Origin of the sequence: Lysinibacillus sp. FSL P2-0066 (assembly GCF_037969495.1) — a bacterium.
GTDB lineage: Bacteria > Bacillota > Bacilli > Bacillales_A > Planococcaceae > Lysinibacillus > Lysinibacillus boronitolerans.
On the sequence record NZ_CP150202.1, the window covers coordinates 2,031,568 to 2,044,375 of the forward strand.

The following is a 12,808-nucleotide window of genomic DNA, read 5'->3' on the forward strand; positions in this document are numbered from 1 at the left end:
TAAGTACAAATTGTTATTTTAAGATTACAAAATGAATAGTAACTACAATGTAATTAAGGTCAAACAATATGTTTTGTAAATGTTGATAATGTAACTTTAGTATCATTTTGTTTTATAAGAACCGCCAAAATATTGCGTTCTTAATGGCGTTATCTGACGGTCTTAGTATATTCCACGCCAAAAAGTGACGGAGAATTTTGAGGAAAATGGCGTGAATTAAACGTTGATTTAAATTTCTTTTGAATGATAGTATAAAAGTAACTCGAGTATAAAGGATTTTTTAATTAGTAACGTTACTTTTGCATTGAAAAAATAATTAAACTGAATCTTCTTATCTATTTAAGATTTGGTACATAAATAAGGGAGTTACAAGGAAATGAAATTTTTAAAGTTTAGTATTACAAGTTTAATATTGGGATTGATTTTGTTAATAGTCCCTACATCAGTTTTTGCTAGTTCAGAAACAGATCTGGATGATATGCTTTCACAAGATGAAATAAATGCAATACTTGATCGTAGTAATTTTTCGAATATAGACAATCAAAGAGCTGCAACTGTAGCAGAGTTTGAACTAATAGTTAATAAATCACTGGAAGAGTTAGAAGAAAATCCAGCGAAAGAAGTAGATTTAACAAAAATTCTTGAAGAATTGAATTTAACTGATATTGCAATTCAGGAAGATATTCCTACTGATAATGTTGGCATCATGTCAATGGCATTAGGAGCAGGAAATCTTGGTTTCCAAAATTTCTACCGCAATAAAACTAATTTTGAAGCACAGGCACATGTACAAAGTACAATTCCTTTCACAACAATTGATCAGATTGGGGGGAATATAAAGGGGTGGTCTTTATCACCAGGGGCAAACCAGTGGATTCTAATGTTTTCAGAGCCCTTTAATGAAGCTAATGTAAAATACGGTATTACCAAAGTATCTGGATTGAAATCAGTGGCTCATTTTGGTAATCCTGCAAAAATGGTGATAGAAGCAGTAATAAGAGATGGTAAAGTCATTGATACAGCATCTAAAGGGATTGTAAGTCAAGTTAATGGGACTTTCTATTACGAATAGGTATATGAATTGAACTAAAAAAACCCCTAAATGATAACTTGTAAAAGTTGTTATTTAGGGGTTTTACAAAATTTAATTCATTCTTTATGAATAGTTATGAATTGAATGTCGATTAAATCATCAGTAATTAATTTTTTTTCTTTTGATTTAAAAGTACAAATAATACTTTCAGAGAAAGTATCATTAATTGTTACATTATAGTCGGAAATATGATCGAGTAGTTTTTGTAAGCTTACAATATATTGTTGATCAGAAGTGTTAGGATAAGAATTCTTTTGTATAAATTTAATTAATTCTTCTTCAATAAATTTAATATCTTCATCAGTTGCAAGACGACCAATTGTTTTGTTATTGTTTTTGCTTAATATGTTATTAATTTCTTCTTGAGTAAGATCTCTTCCAGCTGCTTTTTTAGACATTTCTTCCCTCCTTAAAATGTTTATTCTTAATCAATAACATTTGATATCTAATATTGTATTGGTAAATAATTGAAGTGTGAAGGGGTATCTGATCTTGAGGTTCGCTAATTAAGCACTAAAAACTTAGGTAGAAGAATTTCTTATTAGCCATATAAACAAAAGACAAGGAGCTCAATTGATAGTGAACTGTACCTGGTCCTTTTTGTTTATTCATCATACGGTTTATACTTCGATTGAAGCCAAGTGATTTATAAAAGTTTTTTCATTTATTTTGCTAAGTGATTATCATAGTATTCACCAAGCTTTTCAGCTACTCCTAATCCCATACGGTTAATGTCGCTAACACCATCTACATAACGTTTAATTGCCCCTTGTGTAACCCACACTCCTTAAAAATACGATACGACGTATGTTCGCCCTCACCATCTTTAACAGCCTGTGCAGCCTTAATAACTGCTTCTACCTTTTCTGTAAGTTTCATATGTCATCATCCTTTATAATTTTATTTAATTGTAAATCAAATGGTATATATATCAAGTGGTTTTTATTTTATAGAGAACCACTCTTTTTGTTGAGAAACTCTTGGTATATTTTAGGATTCAAAGTATACTCTATATAAATCCATAATAGGAGAGATGACGCATGGTGAAAGCTTTGAATTGTCCAAACTGTGCTGCAGTTTTTAACCCAAGCAATAAGTCATGTGAATACTGTGGGAGTTACATCATCACCACTGATTCGAAACAATTTAAATATGATCTAAATGAATTTAAACCAACTTATAAAAAGATTTTTTTCCATGAAATTGAGATGGGTACGAATGAGCTACCAATACGCTCTGGAATGGCGAACATTTATTATAGTGCAACTAAATCGGATGGAGGGCGCTTGTTATTAACCAATCAACGCCTTATTTTTTGTGCTCATGCTTTGAATATTAATCCTAATTTATATTGGGAACTTAGATTGAAGGATGTAGATCGTGCTGAGCTTGGCTTAAATCTTCTTATCTCTCAAAGAATTAAGATTTTTGATAGGAAAGATAGTGAAACACCCTTTGTCGTTTATGGCGGGAAAACTTGGATAGCTGAAATTGAATGTGCTTTAAATCAATATTAAATAGAAGTGACCAGGTATTTAATGATCATTAAGCCTGGTCATTTTTCCTCAATGATCCAGTTACATCCCATTTAGATCCATTTTTTAGGTATGTAACGACCCCGAATAAAACCACTATCCGTTACACAAAAAAGTCACATTCCCCCCAAAAACCCACGAAATCAAGCAAAAAGCATGTCTTTGTACATTCACAGAAAACCTTGCTATAATAAGCTTTGCGAATACATAGGAAAGAGGGTAAAAGCATGAACGCTTATGATGAATATATGAAGCAGGTTGTGAAGCCGATGCGTGAGGAGCTTGTGGAGGCTGGTTTTACGGAGCTAACGACTGCGGATGCGGTGAATGAATTTATGGCGGAGACGAAGGGAACATCGTTAGTGGTGATTAACTCGGTTTGTGGTTGTGCGGCAGGGCTTGCTCGTCCAGCGGCGCGTGAGGCAATAGCAGCGGTGAAGCCAGATCATCTTGTGACGGTGTTTGCGGGGCAGGATCCAGAGGCGACTGCGGCGATGCGTGGTTATTTTGAGGATGTGCCACCTAGCTCACCATCTATGGCGATTTTAAAGGATGGGGAGTTGGCTTACTTTATCCCACGTGAACAAATTGAGGGATTCCCTGTGGAGCAGATTGTCTCTCATTTAACTGGCGTGTTAGAGCAAACATGCGAGAATTAAAAACGATTGTGACGACAGCGGGCAGACCAGACGATGTATCGATGGCGCTCGCTGCTTTTGCGTGTCAAGAATTAGGTGCTGCGTTTGAGCCACGAAACAAGCGCTCTGTTCGCAAGATTTCACAGGAGTTACAAGCACATGTGATCGTGGCGGGCAAGAATCGCTTCGAGTATTATGCCTATGGGGCGCAGGAGCCGTTTTTCTTTCACCCCAATTCTGCGGCGTTTCGATTAAAGCGTGTGGCCCGAGGTGAGGCAGAGCCTTTTTTGGAAGCGGCACAGCTTCAACTGGGGGATTCGGTGTTGGATTGTACATTAGGTTTAGCTGCAGATGCCATTTTAGCGGCTTATACAGTGGGTGAAGCAGGTCGTGTTGTGGGACTGGAAGCGAATCCAAATGTAGCGTTTATTGTTAGACAGGGGATGCAAGCCTATGATACATCCGAGCTACCATTAACTGCCTGTATGCGACACATCGAGGTAATACAGTCTGAGGCTGTTCGCTATTTGAAAACCCTACCAGACAATGCGTTTGATGTAGTCTATATGGACCCGATGTTTGAGAAGGTTATTGAAGAGGCCAATAATTTTCAGGCACTACGGCTAGCAGGGGAGCATGTCACATTAACCGATGAATGGGTTAATGAAGCCAAGCGTGTAGCGAAAAAGCGTGTGGTGTTAAAGGCACATTTTCGCTCAGAGTGGTTTGCGACCTATGGCTTTCAGCAGCATGAACGGATAACTGCAAAATTTCATTATGGTGTGTTAGAGGTCTGAACAAGATCTAATAAATGGCTAGCACGAAAAATAGAACAGTATGTTAGGAGAAATATCCTAACATACTGATTTTTTCCATTTATAATTCCTTGAGCTTTTGTAAATAAAATTCTAATGTTCATTTATATATAATTTTTTCTCGGAAATTCTAGTTTTTTAAGATTTCTTAATTTAAGGAACAGGTATTGTTTGTTGAAGCAATGCCTTCATTTCCTTTGCATAGGATTCTTTATAGAAATTTTCAGCGTGAATGTACAATTGCTCAGAAGCTCTTGTAATACCTACATACATGGTTTTTCGGTATTTCAATGCTTCTTCCTTTACAGAAGTAGAGATGAATCTATCTGTATCCAATAAAAATACAATTGGAGCTTCTAATCCTTTAGCTGATTGATAAGTAGTCACAATAATTTTCTGCTCAGTCGATGCTTTTTTCTTTATTATCTCGGCTTTTGCTTGTAGTACTTTTGGAAGTGCATTGATAAAAGCCTGAGCTCTATACCAATCTTTACAGAGTACCATTATATCGTTTGGAGTATAGCCAACTTTATAAATCAATTCCTCAATCTTTATAGCTACTTCTTCAAGTTCTCCTTCAATAGTACCAATGCCATTTTCAACCGAATTCTCATACTCAATTTCCTTCATGGGGCAATAAAACTTCTCTACCTCAGCCTTTAATTTATCATCTACACTTAAAAATTGCAGAGCTAAATCAATGTGTTCATTGGCAGAACGATAGGCTTTTTTTAGTAATTTACTTCTGCCGCGCATGTCTAAAATAGGGTCAATTTCTGTCCAAGGTGTATCTGTTGAACGGTAGAGACTTTGTAAGCGATCACCAGCTAAAAATAAATTAATGCTGATTTTTTCTTCTTTTTTACTATCAAAAGTTTTAAAAGGTTTACAGCTTTGAACGGCTAAACGGATCCAATCGTCTAAAAAATCTTGGTATTCATCAATTAAAATTGCTTCATATTTTGGTTTTGCTTTTTCCAAGGACAAACTTGGCAAATCATAGTCCCACCATTTTTGCTGTTCATCACCAGATAATTTGGGAATAGGGACATGAGCTACATCTAGTGCAAATTTATGAAAGGTACTAATTTCTATATTCTCAACATGTATATCTAAAAATGATAAATTTTCTGCTAAGCTTTTAACTTTTTGCTCTAGTTTTGTGGCTAAGCTTCTATTGTATGTCAGAATACGAATATTCCAATCGGGGTTTTCTCTAAGTAAATGAATAGCTCTTGCTAAAAGCATAACTGTTTTTCCACTGCCAGGAACACCTGTTACCATGTAATGACCATATGAGATATTTTTGGCAAACCGTTCTTGCTCGGCATCTAATGCAGTGATTAATTCCTGAGTGTAATTTTCGTTTGTAGATAATATTTGAATTTCTGGGAAAATAATGGTTCTAATTATCTTTAAAAATTGAGGACTCACAGGCTTAATTTCTGAAAATAGGTCTGATATTTCTAAAATGTTTAAATCCTCTGAAAGTAGATAGTTGGCAGGTTTTTGATCAAAAACATCTGCTAAGTGATTTTCTTCAAAGGCAGCTCTTTTTAGATGAGGTAAAATAGCATAGGAAGAGAGCTTCACATCGAGTTCACCTTGCGCGTTGTATAATCTATCATCCATTGAGAATAAACCTTCTAGCGACTTATAGTATTGACCGGCTTTAAATACAGGATTTTCTAATTTCTCACCGTGGATATTTTTAAATTCTAGACGAGTCCAAGATGCTAGGTATTCAATACTCCAATCCTTCACTTCCAAAATACTTACACCCCTTAAACAATCAATCAAAATAAAATCTGGAATAAGATTTTTAATTTTGGGTTGAATGTAGAGGTAGGCATCGCTTTTTTGTGCTTTATATAGATTTTTAATTTTATTGAGCATACTGCGCTCACCCTTAGTTAAGGTAGGAAGATCATTTGGTATGATATGTAGCAAGTTTTTAACCCCCAAATATTAGTATATTATGCAATATTTAAAATATACTATATATTGTAAAAAAACACAACTTTAGTCTTGTAGTAAATTGGTATTATCCAAAGTTAAACATTTGGGATCTAGATTACGAACCTTCAGCAAAGCTTTATAAGCATATTAAGCTGTATAATCAGAGCGGAAAAAAGTGGAAATATACATAAAACTATGTTCCATATATTTAGTTTTACATATTAAATTTGTTGTGCTATAATAGAACACGTGCTATTTTAGGTAGCATATTTCCGTAATCTGGCATTCTGCTTTTTGTTTTTGTAGATACTTATTCACACTGGCGCATGCTTTGGGGCTGCAAGGACGCAAAAGATGGTAGGGTTTGCGTTGCTTAAGTTAGAAGGCACACAGTGGAATTTTACCGCGGTGATGAAACGAATTTGGTTTCAAGATAATATTCCCCAGACGATTGGGTTGAGACTTTTACAATTTACGAGAATGTTACCTATAAATACTAAAGGGGTAGTTTCGCAATAGCGAGGCTGCCCCTTGTCTAATTTTAAAGCCTGTCAGGTCCAACCATGACAGGCTTTTTTGGTATACATTACCGTTTACTCTCTTCCATAAATAAGTGATAATAAAAGCATGAATTTTAGTAAAAATCTAAATTCTACATTAAAAAATCAGAAAAATCAAAAAGGTGAGGGATGTCAATGGGAAATATCGACACGCTATCTACGAATGTAGTGACACAACTAGAAGAAATGGCTACACGGCAAGACAATATGGAGCAGTTAGTATCACGCTATTGCCAAGAAAGACTGCTTTATCGTCTATCCGTATCCTCCTATGAAGATCAATTTTATCTAGATGGGGATCTACTATTATTTGCTTTAACAAATGGATTGGTGAAGCCTTCCAAAGAAGTCGCGCTGACAGCGCAAGCAAGCGTTCATCAACATGATATAGTGAAACAGGCCTTTAAAGAAATTTGCTCACTAGCAATACCAGCGGATGGCATTGAATGGGATGCACAGCGGATCGAATCGTCCGTATCGAATGATAAAATTCAACTAAGCATACCCGCTACATTGGGTAAAATGACAGTATACATAGAAGTAAGGATTACCTTTAAAGAAAACATGCGAATAACACCAAAGACTATTAATTTTCCTAGCTTGCTAGACAATAAGGCGGCGGTGGTTTATACATATCCAACAGAATTCGTGCTTGCACAAAAATTTATCGAAATTTACCAGTATCCAGCATTAGAAAAGACAGAAAAAACAATAAATGAAGTACAACAATTGCTACAAACGCAAACTATTGAAGGACGAAGATTGCAGGCGTATATTGTGGAATTATTTGATCGACATCATTTTACAATCGAGCTAACTTCTACACTCGAGATGACAGGGATTTTGAAGCAATTCTTTATCCCTATTTATGAAGCTATTTTGGCTGAGGACGAATTTTTCAAGCAATGGAACAATCGAGCTTGGCAATGAAGAGAGGGACCCGCAAATCATCTACGGTTTGCGGGTTTTTGCATGTCTATTCAGCTAAGAAGGGTGATTCATTTGTGATTCTAATGAAGGGTCTCTTTTTTTATTAAAATGTAAGCTAAAGTGTATCTGTTGCACGAATAGCTGAAGTTGAATCGTATTATGTCATGAAGGAGGTTAGGTGAAAAATATGATAAAGTTTGCTGGCTTAAGTGTGCAAGAAATTGTTCAAACATATAGTGACACCCTCATACGAATTGCTGTGCAACAGACCAAAAATATGGCTGAGGCGGAGGACATTGTGCAGGAGGTTTATATGACACTGATGAGGCAGAACAAGCCCTTTGCTCATGAAGCACATTTAAAGGCTTGGCTCATAAAGGTGACATTTAATAAGTGCAAGGATTATTTTAAGTCCTCACGTGTGAAGAAGACGGTACCCATTACAGACGAAATGGCCTTTATTGCAAAAGAGGAGCAGATGGTTCTTACTGAAATTTTTGAGCTTCCTTCAGAAGAGAGAGTCATTGTGTATTTACATTATTACGAGGGCTATACAACGGCAGAAATGGCTGATTTATTAGAGATCAACGTCAATACAGTAGGCTCAAAGCTCAGAAGGGCACGAATGAAGCTGAAAACGATTCTAGAAGAGGGGAGCAAAGGATGATGAATGCTTATAAGAATGTGATGAAGCAGATTCATGCTTCTGAGGAATTTAAGCGTAAGATGCAGGAAGAGATGATGGAATATGAAAAGAGGTCCTTTATGAAAAAAATAAGAATTAGTGTGGGAAGCTTAATAGCCTGTGCAGTGATTGCTGTCCTTGCTATGGTAAATATAAATCATGATACACCAATTGATTTGACGGAGAGAATTGTTGCGGACCATTCAGCTCCTGCGGCAAGTGCGCTAGTAAATATCGAAGGGACCATTACAGAAGTCGGAAAAGATGGGCTGAGCTTTACATTGGATAACGGTATGGAAGTAGTCGTGACAGACAAAACAAAAATAGGAATAGATGGACCGACAGCACCACCTAAGGAGGAACAGCTATTTGAGCCTACTTTTAGAGTAGGTAATTTAATTGGTGGCTATACAGAAGATACCTCCTCACACCCAGTTCAGGCTGCTGCCATTTATACAAATTGGAATTTTGAACATCCAATACGATAAAGATTAGATGCTTAAAAAAGAATTTCCTAAGGGAGATTCTTTTTTTGTATAGCTTCCGGTTAACTATTTATTCCTTTTTATCCTAAAAACGAGATTGAATAATACTATTTATAAAGAAATGATTATTTTTATACAAAAAAGTATTGTCTAAAGAGAATATTGTCACTATAATTTACGTAATAGTCTTACATTTCCGAATTGCGAAAAATAATACGTATTATGGAAAAAATATCATACTAGGGGGATGGGCTATGAAACGAAATTTAATGGTGTTGCTTACAATTATGGCAGCTTTCACGCTAGTTTTAGCGGGTTGCGGCTCGAAAGACAATACATCATCAGGTGATGGAGATAGTAAAAAAGTTTATAAGGTAGGTACTGAGGCTACATTTGCCCCTATCGTATCACTCGATGATAAAGGGAAAATTGTAGGGATTGATGTGGATGTGCTACAAGCAATCGCAGATGAAATGGATTTTGAAGTGAAGTGGGAAAGTATTGGATGGGAGCCTGTATTCCAAACAATTAAAAATGGCGAAACAGATATTGGTGGGGCAGGGATTACAATTACGGACGAGCGTAAGGAAACATTTGATTTTACTGAGCCGTATTACGAATCTCAATTATTAATCGTAGTGAAAGAAGATTCAAAGATCCAATCATTGGATGAATTAAAAGATAAAAAGATTTCTGTACAAATTAATGCTACTGGTCATATGGCTGCCAAGAAGCTACAGGGTGAATCTAGTCCCAACATTTTTGCTTTCGAAAATCAACCAATTGCTATTCAAGAGATGCTAAATGGCAATGTAGAAGCGGCGATTGGTGATAATTCAGTTGTTTATGAATATATCAAGGCACATCCAAATGACAAAATCAAAGTAATTAAAGATGATTCCTTCGATAAAGAATACTATGGTTTCATGGTTCAAAAGGGGAACAAAGAGCTTTTAGATAAGCTGAATGAAGGCCTTAAAAAGATTAAAGAAAACGGTAAGTTAAAAGAAATTACAGGTTCAGACTTTTAGTAATAAATAAACCGTAGAAGCTCACCTCATGGGGAGTTCTACGGTTTATTTTTTAGGTGCTAGTCTTGCGCTTCAGCAACTGTCTTGACCCGTTCTAAAAATTCAACGACTACTTTGTCCGAAGCAAACAATAAAAATAATTTGACGAACCATTTTAACGCATTATTTGTTACGGAATAAGTAAAGGAGGTCTCTGTTTCATTTATTTTATTTAATTCATAGTAAGCCGTAATTGCAAACAAATTAGCGAGTACAAAGCCTACTTTCAATATTTTTTTATCAGGTGTATTCGAATATTCCAATGTTTCTACATCATACGCTTCGATACGTTTTCCTTCTTTATATTTTTGGCGATAAATACTGCCAACCACTTCTTCCGTTACTTTTACAGGCTTGTTTTCAATTACCTGTGGCATAATCTTCTGCATATCAGCTAAAGAGCCATCAAGTAATTTCCAAACATTTTCGATGGGGGCATTTATGTTTATAGTCTTTGTCCATGTTTTCATCCAAACACCTCTACTTTCAATTACTTATCTATACTGTAAATGAAACTAATTAATAAATATACTTTAAGTGTAGTCACATGATGTTTTAACATTTGAAGAGTCATAAAGGAGGTAGGGAAAAACAAAAAGATCGAAGCCTATGTAGCTCCAATCCTTCTTATTTACATATTCATCCTATTAATAAAATAGCTATACGTTAATTTTCATCTTTTATTTTCCAGTCATTGAATACGATATCTTGCAGTACATTTTTTAGTTGTACAAATTGCTGCTCTGAGATATTAGATTGCTTCATCACTTGGCGGGACACTTCAGGTAGCTTCCTTCTTACATCTACGCCTTCCTTGGTTAAATATATTTTCATTAATCGTTCGTCCTCCTTAGAACGTTCACGACAAATGTAATTCTTTGCCTCTAATTTTTTTAACAACGGTGTTAATGTTCCTGAATCTAAAAATAAACGTTGGCCCAATTCTTTCACCGTTATCTGTTCGTTTTCCTCTAAAGCTAATAAAGTGATATAGCCTGTATAAGTAAGATCGTAAGGCTTCAATAATAATGTATATTGCCGAGTGATTTCCTTTGATGTTGCATACAAAAGAAAGCACAGCTGATTATCTAAATGATTAGGCATAAAAATCCCCTCTTAAAGTTCTTCTACTACCATTTATATTAAAAATAAAGTTCCTACTTGTCAAACGCAATTAAATTGTGTACAATTCAATTTGTAAAAATTAGATTGTATGCAATTTAATTAATAACAAAAGATAAGGGGTTTTCAGTTATGAAAGAATTATACGCAACTACAATGATTAATGAAGGTGGCCGTAGTGGCACATCCTATGCAGAAGATCAATCTTTATCATTAAAAATTGCACCACCAGGCTCCAAATTAGCGGATGTTACAAACCCAGAACAATTATTTGCGGCTGGCTATAGTGCTTGCTTTAATAGTGCATTAGATTTAATCAAACGCCAAAAGAAACTAAAAAATGCATCAACCATTAAAGTAACAGTGAAATTAATGGAGCAAGCTTCTTTTGACTATGTGCTTGCAGTGGAAATCGAAGGGCATATTGAAGGACTAGCAGTGGAGGAAGCACAGGAATTATTAGAGGTCACACATACGGTATGCCCATATTCAAAAGCAACAATGGGCAATATTAATGTAACAATAAAAGCAGTTTAAATTGTGAAAAGAGGGAAACTACATGTTATCAAATACACCATTAAAACAAATTATGCAAATGCGTAAATCTGTTCGTAAATACAATGCAGAGACTAAAATTCCGCGTGAAACAATCATGCAGCTGCTGCAGGATGCTACTTCAGCACCTTCTTCAAGTAATATGCAGCCATGGCGCTTTCTTGTCATTGATGATAAGGAAATTCAGAAGAATATCAACTTCTTTTCATTTAATCAAGAGCAAATCGAAACAGCCTCTGCCATTATTGCTGTCATTGGTGATATAGAGATGTATGTAAATGCTGAGGAAATCTATGCAAAAAACGTGGAGCTGGGCTATATGCCAGAACCAATTGCCAATAAGCTTGCACAAGATGCGCTGACAATGTATGGTTCAGCACCAACAAAAACATTAGAAAATATCGTACACTTTGATGCTGGCTTAGTATCGATGCAAATCATGCTATTAGCAAAGGAAATGGGCTATGATACCGTTCCGATGGGTGGGTTTGATAAAGCAAAATTCGCGGAATACATGGAATTACCAGCAAATGAAATTCCTATTTTATTATTAGCCATTGGTGAAGCGGCAGCCCCAGCATATGGTTCTTCACGCCTACCAATAGACCGCATTGTTCGTTTTAATAAATAGTTTCAAGCAATGTCCTTGATACACTTGAGGACATTGCTTTTTTAAAGATTTTTTAGGAGGGAATAGGATGTCTTCATTAACTTTTATTTTAAGCTTAGTCGTAGCAGCTGAGCATTTGTATATTATGTATTTAGAAACGTTTGCAACTACTTCTAAAAGAACAGCAAAAACATTTAATCTGTCTGAAGAAGCGTTAGAAAATGCAAATGTTCAAGTTCTTTTCAAAAATCAAGGGGTTTATAATGGTCTGATTGCGATCGCCTTATTGTATGGATTATTTTTGTCACATCAGCAAACTGAAATTGTTGCCATTTTTTTAATCTTTGTAATCATTGTCGCTTTGTATGGTAGCTTAACAAGCTCTAAATCGATTCTATTAAAACAAGGTGGGCCTGCTATTTTAGCACTTATTAGTTTATTTTTCTAAAGGAATCTCTACAATAATAAAAAGATTGAAGTTAATGTAAACTCAACAACAGACATTATATATTATCTCTGTTCTAATGGAAGTATAGCGGAAGACTTATATAATTGTGAGCAAAGATTTCTTTTTAAGGAAGATAATTAGCTTACGTCTAATATCCAGATTGTCCCAAACTTTATTAACAGTCAAAAAGATATATATTGTGATGATTGTCTCTCTGAAAAGTTGGATATTAAACCAAGACAACATATCAATCAAATTTGTAATAAGTTAAAAAAACAGGTCTTTTATAAAGAGAGGTTAAAC

16 protein-coding genes are annotated in these 12,808 nt (G+C 35.3%); 11 read left to right on the forward strand and 5 right to left on the reverse strand.

What is annotated here, in order from left to right; all coding sequences use genetic code 11:
- Nucleotides 1-376 precede the first annotated feature (376 nt).
- Nucleotides 377-1,072: a hypothetical protein gene (locus tag MKZ14_RS10015; protein WP_258861007.1), complete on the forward strand. Its 696-nt coding sequence runs from the start codon at nucleotides 377-379 to the stop codon at nucleotides 1,070-1,072.
- Between the two features lie 77 nt (nucleotides 1,073-1,149).
- On the opposite strand, the gene MKZ14_RS10020 is transcribed toward MKZ14_RS10015, so the two are convergent.
- Both MKZ14_RS10020 and MKZ14_RS10025 read right to left on the reverse strand, forming a co-directional pair.
- The gene (locus MKZ14_RS10020) at nucleotides 1,150-1,491 is read right to left on the reverse strand and encodes a hypothetical protein (RefSeq protein WP_333006680.1); all 342 of its coding nucleotides are present in this window, start codon (nucleotides 1,489-1,491) and stop codon (nucleotides 1,150-1,152) included.
- A 349-nt stretch (nucleotides 1,492-1,840) separates the two neighbouring features.
- Entirely contained in the window at nucleotides 1,841-1,972 is a 132-nt protein-coding gene (locus MKZ14_RS10025) for a hypothetical protein (RefSeq protein ID WP_258861009.1), read from the reverse strand.
- A 161-nt stretch (nucleotides 1,973-2,133) separates the two neighbouring features.
- Here MKZ14_RS10025 and MKZ14_RS10030 point away from each other — a divergent pair, with 161 nt between their 5' ends.
- From MKZ14_RS10030 to MKZ14_RS10040, 3 genes are all read left to right on the forward strand, one after another.
- Nucleotides 2,134-2,610 (forward strand): hypothetical protein, encoded by a 477-nt coding sequence (locus MKZ14_RS10030; protein WP_258861010.1) that lies wholly within the window; start codon nucleotides 2,134-2,136, stop codon nucleotides 2,608-2,610.
- Between the two features lie 245 nt (nucleotides 2,611-2,855).
- A complete protein-coding gene (locus tag MKZ14_RS10035; protein WP_004228455.1) occupies nucleotides 2,856-3,287 on the forward strand; it encodes a BrxA/BrxB family bacilliredoxin in 432 nt (143 codons plus the stop codon).
- A complete protein-coding gene (locus tag MKZ14_RS10040; protein ID WP_333006678.1) occupies nucleotides 3,275-4,063 on the forward strand; it encodes a class I SAM-dependent methyltransferase in 789 nt (262 codons plus the stop codon). Before MKZ14_RS10035 ends, MKZ14_RS10040 begins: the two co-directional genes overlap by 13 nt.
- 171 nt (nucleotides 4,064-4,234) lie before the next feature.
- Here the strand turns inward: MKZ14_RS10040 and MKZ14_RS10045 are convergent, their stop codons facing one another.
- A complete protein-coding gene (locus tag MKZ14_RS10045; protein ID WP_339280887.1) occupies nucleotides 4,235-6,031 on the reverse strand; it encodes a UvrD-helicase domain-containing protein in 1,797 nt (598 codons plus the stop codon).
- Between the two features lie 704 nt (nucleotides 6,032-6,735).
- Between MKZ14_RS10045 and MKZ14_RS10050 the strand changes: the two genes are divergently transcribed.
- The 4 genes from MKZ14_RS10050 to MKZ14_RS10065 all read left to right on the forward strand — a co-directional run bounded on the left by MKZ14_RS10050 (nucleotide 6,736) and on the right by MKZ14_RS10065 (nucleotide 9,731).
- Nucleotides 6,736-7,530, forward strand: a complete 795-nt coding sequence (locus MKZ14_RS10050; protein ID WP_339280888.1) for a nucleotidyl transferase AbiEii/AbiGii toxin family protein — start codon at nucleotides 6,736-6,738, stop codon at nucleotides 7,528-7,530.
- Between the two features lie 187 nt (nucleotides 7,531-7,717).
- Nucleotides 7,718-8,197 (forward strand): RNA polymerase sigma factor, encoded by a 480-nt coding sequence (locus tag MKZ14_RS10055; protein ID WP_339281014.1) that lies wholly within the window; start codon nucleotides 7,718-7,720, stop codon nucleotides 8,195-8,197.
- Nucleotides 8,197-8,703, forward strand: a complete 507-nt coding sequence (locus MKZ14_RS10060) for a hypothetical protein (protein ID WP_339280889.1) — start codon at nucleotides 8,197-8,199, stop codon at nucleotides 8,701-8,703. The genes MKZ14_RS10055 and MKZ14_RS10060 overlap by 1 nt, the downstream gene beginning before the upstream one ends.
- A 251-nt stretch (nucleotides 8,704-8,954) precedes the next feature.
- The gene (locus MKZ14_RS10065; protein ID WP_339280890.1) at nucleotides 8,955-9,731 is read left to right on the forward strand and encodes a basic amino acid ABC transporter substrate-binding protein; all 777 of its coding nucleotides are present in this window, start codon (nucleotides 8,955-8,957) and stop codon (nucleotides 9,729-9,731) included.
- A gap of 59 nt (nucleotides 9,732-9,790) precedes the next feature.
- On the opposite strand, the gene MKZ14_RS10070 is transcribed toward MKZ14_RS10065, so the two are convergent.
- Both MKZ14_RS10070 and MKZ14_RS10075 read right to left on the reverse strand, forming a co-directional pair.
- Nucleotides 9,791-10,240 (reverse strand): hypothetical protein, encoded by a 450-nt coding sequence (locus tag MKZ14_RS10070; RefSeq protein WP_016995322.1) that lies wholly within the window; start codon nucleotides 10,238-10,240, stop codon nucleotides 9,791-9,793.
- Between the two features lie 196 nt (nucleotides 10,241-10,436).
- A complete protein-coding gene (locus MKZ14_RS10075) occupies nucleotides 10,437-10,880 on the reverse strand; it encodes a MarR family transcriptional regulator (RefSeq protein WP_339281015.1) in 444 nt (147 codons plus the stop codon).
- Between the two features lie 144 nt (nucleotides 10,881-11,024).
- Here MKZ14_RS10075 and MKZ14_RS10080 point away from each other — a divergent pair, with 144 nt between their 5' ends.
- The 3 genes from MKZ14_RS10080 (at nucleotide 11,025) to MKZ14_RS10090 (ending at nucleotide 12,505) form a co-directional block, all read left to right on the forward strand.
- Nucleotides 11,025-11,429, forward strand: coding sequence for an Ohr family peroxiredoxin (locus MKZ14_RS10080; RefSeq protein WP_004228436.1), 405 nt, complete (start codon nucleotides 11,025-11,027; stop codon nucleotides 11,427-11,429).
- Nucleotides 11,430-11,451: 22 nt separating this feature from the next.
- Nucleotides 11,452-12,078, forward strand: a complete 627-nt coding sequence (locus MKZ14_RS10085) for a nitroreductase family protein (RefSeq protein WP_016995324.1) — start codon at nucleotides 11,452-11,454, stop codon at nucleotides 12,076-12,078.
- A 67-nt stretch (nucleotides 12,079-12,145) separates the two neighbouring features.
- The gene (locus MKZ14_RS10090) at nucleotides 12,146-12,505 is read left to right on the forward strand and encodes a DUF1304 domain-containing protein (protein WP_066037869.1); all 360 of its coding nucleotides are present in this window, start codon (nucleotides 12,146-12,148) and stop codon (nucleotides 12,503-12,505) included.
- Nucleotides 12,506-12,808 lie beyond the last annotated feature (303 nt).

Coding starts and splice junctions, on each gene's coding strand:
- MKZ14_RS10065 (WP_339280890.1), top strand. CDS start 8,955: ATGAAACGAAATTTAATGGTGTTGCTTACAATTATGGCAGCTTTCACG.
- MKZ14_RS10025 (WP_258861009.1), bottom strand. CDS start 1,972: ATGAAACTTACAGAAAAGGTAGAAGCAGTTATTAAGGCTGCACAGGCT.
- MKZ14_RS10050 (WP_339280888.1), top strand. CDS start 6,736: ATGGGAAATATCGACACGCTATCTACGAATGTAGTGACACAACTAGAA.
- MKZ14_RS10070 (WP_016995322.1), bottom strand. CDS start 10,240: ATGAAAACATGGACAAAGACTATAAACATAAATGCCCCCATCGAAAAT.
- MKZ14_RS10040 (WP_333006678.1), top strand. CDS start 3,275: ATGCGAGAATTAAAAACGATTGTGACGACAGCGGGCAGACCAGACGAT.
- MKZ14_RS10030 (WP_258861010.1), top strand. CDS start 2,134: ATGGTGAAAGCTTTGAATTGTCCAAACTGTGCTGCAGTTTTTAACCCA.
- MKZ14_RS10085 (WP_016995324.1), top strand. CDS start 11,452: ATGTTATCAAATACACCATTAAAACAAATTATGCAAATGCGTAAATCT.
- MKZ14_RS10060 (WP_339280889.1), top strand. CDS start 8,197: ATGAATGCTTATAAGAATGTGATGAAGCAGATTCATGCTTCTGAGGAA.
- MKZ14_RS10020 (WP_333006680.1), bottom strand. CDS start 1,491: ATGTCTAAAAAAGCAGCTGGAAGAGATCTTACTCAAGAAGAAATTAAT.
- MKZ14_RS10015 (WP_258861007.1), top strand. CDS start 377: ATGAAATTTTTAAAGTTTAGTATTACAAGTTTAATATTGGGATTGATT.
- MKZ14_RS10090 (WP_066037869.1), top strand. CDS start 12,146: ATGTCTTCATTAACTTTTATTTTAAGCTTAGTCGTAGCAGCTGAGCAT.
- MKZ14_RS10035 (WP_004228455.1), top strand. CDS start 2,856: ATGAACGCTTATGATGAATATATGAAGCAGGTTGTGAAGCCGATGCGT.
- MKZ14_RS10080 (WP_004228436.1), top strand. CDS start 11,025: ATGAAAGAATTATACGCAACTACAATGATTAATGAAGGTGGCCGTAGT.
- MKZ14_RS10055 (WP_339281014.1), top strand. CDS start 7,718: ATGATAAAGTTTGCTGGCTTAAGTGTGCAAGAAATTGTTCAAACATAT.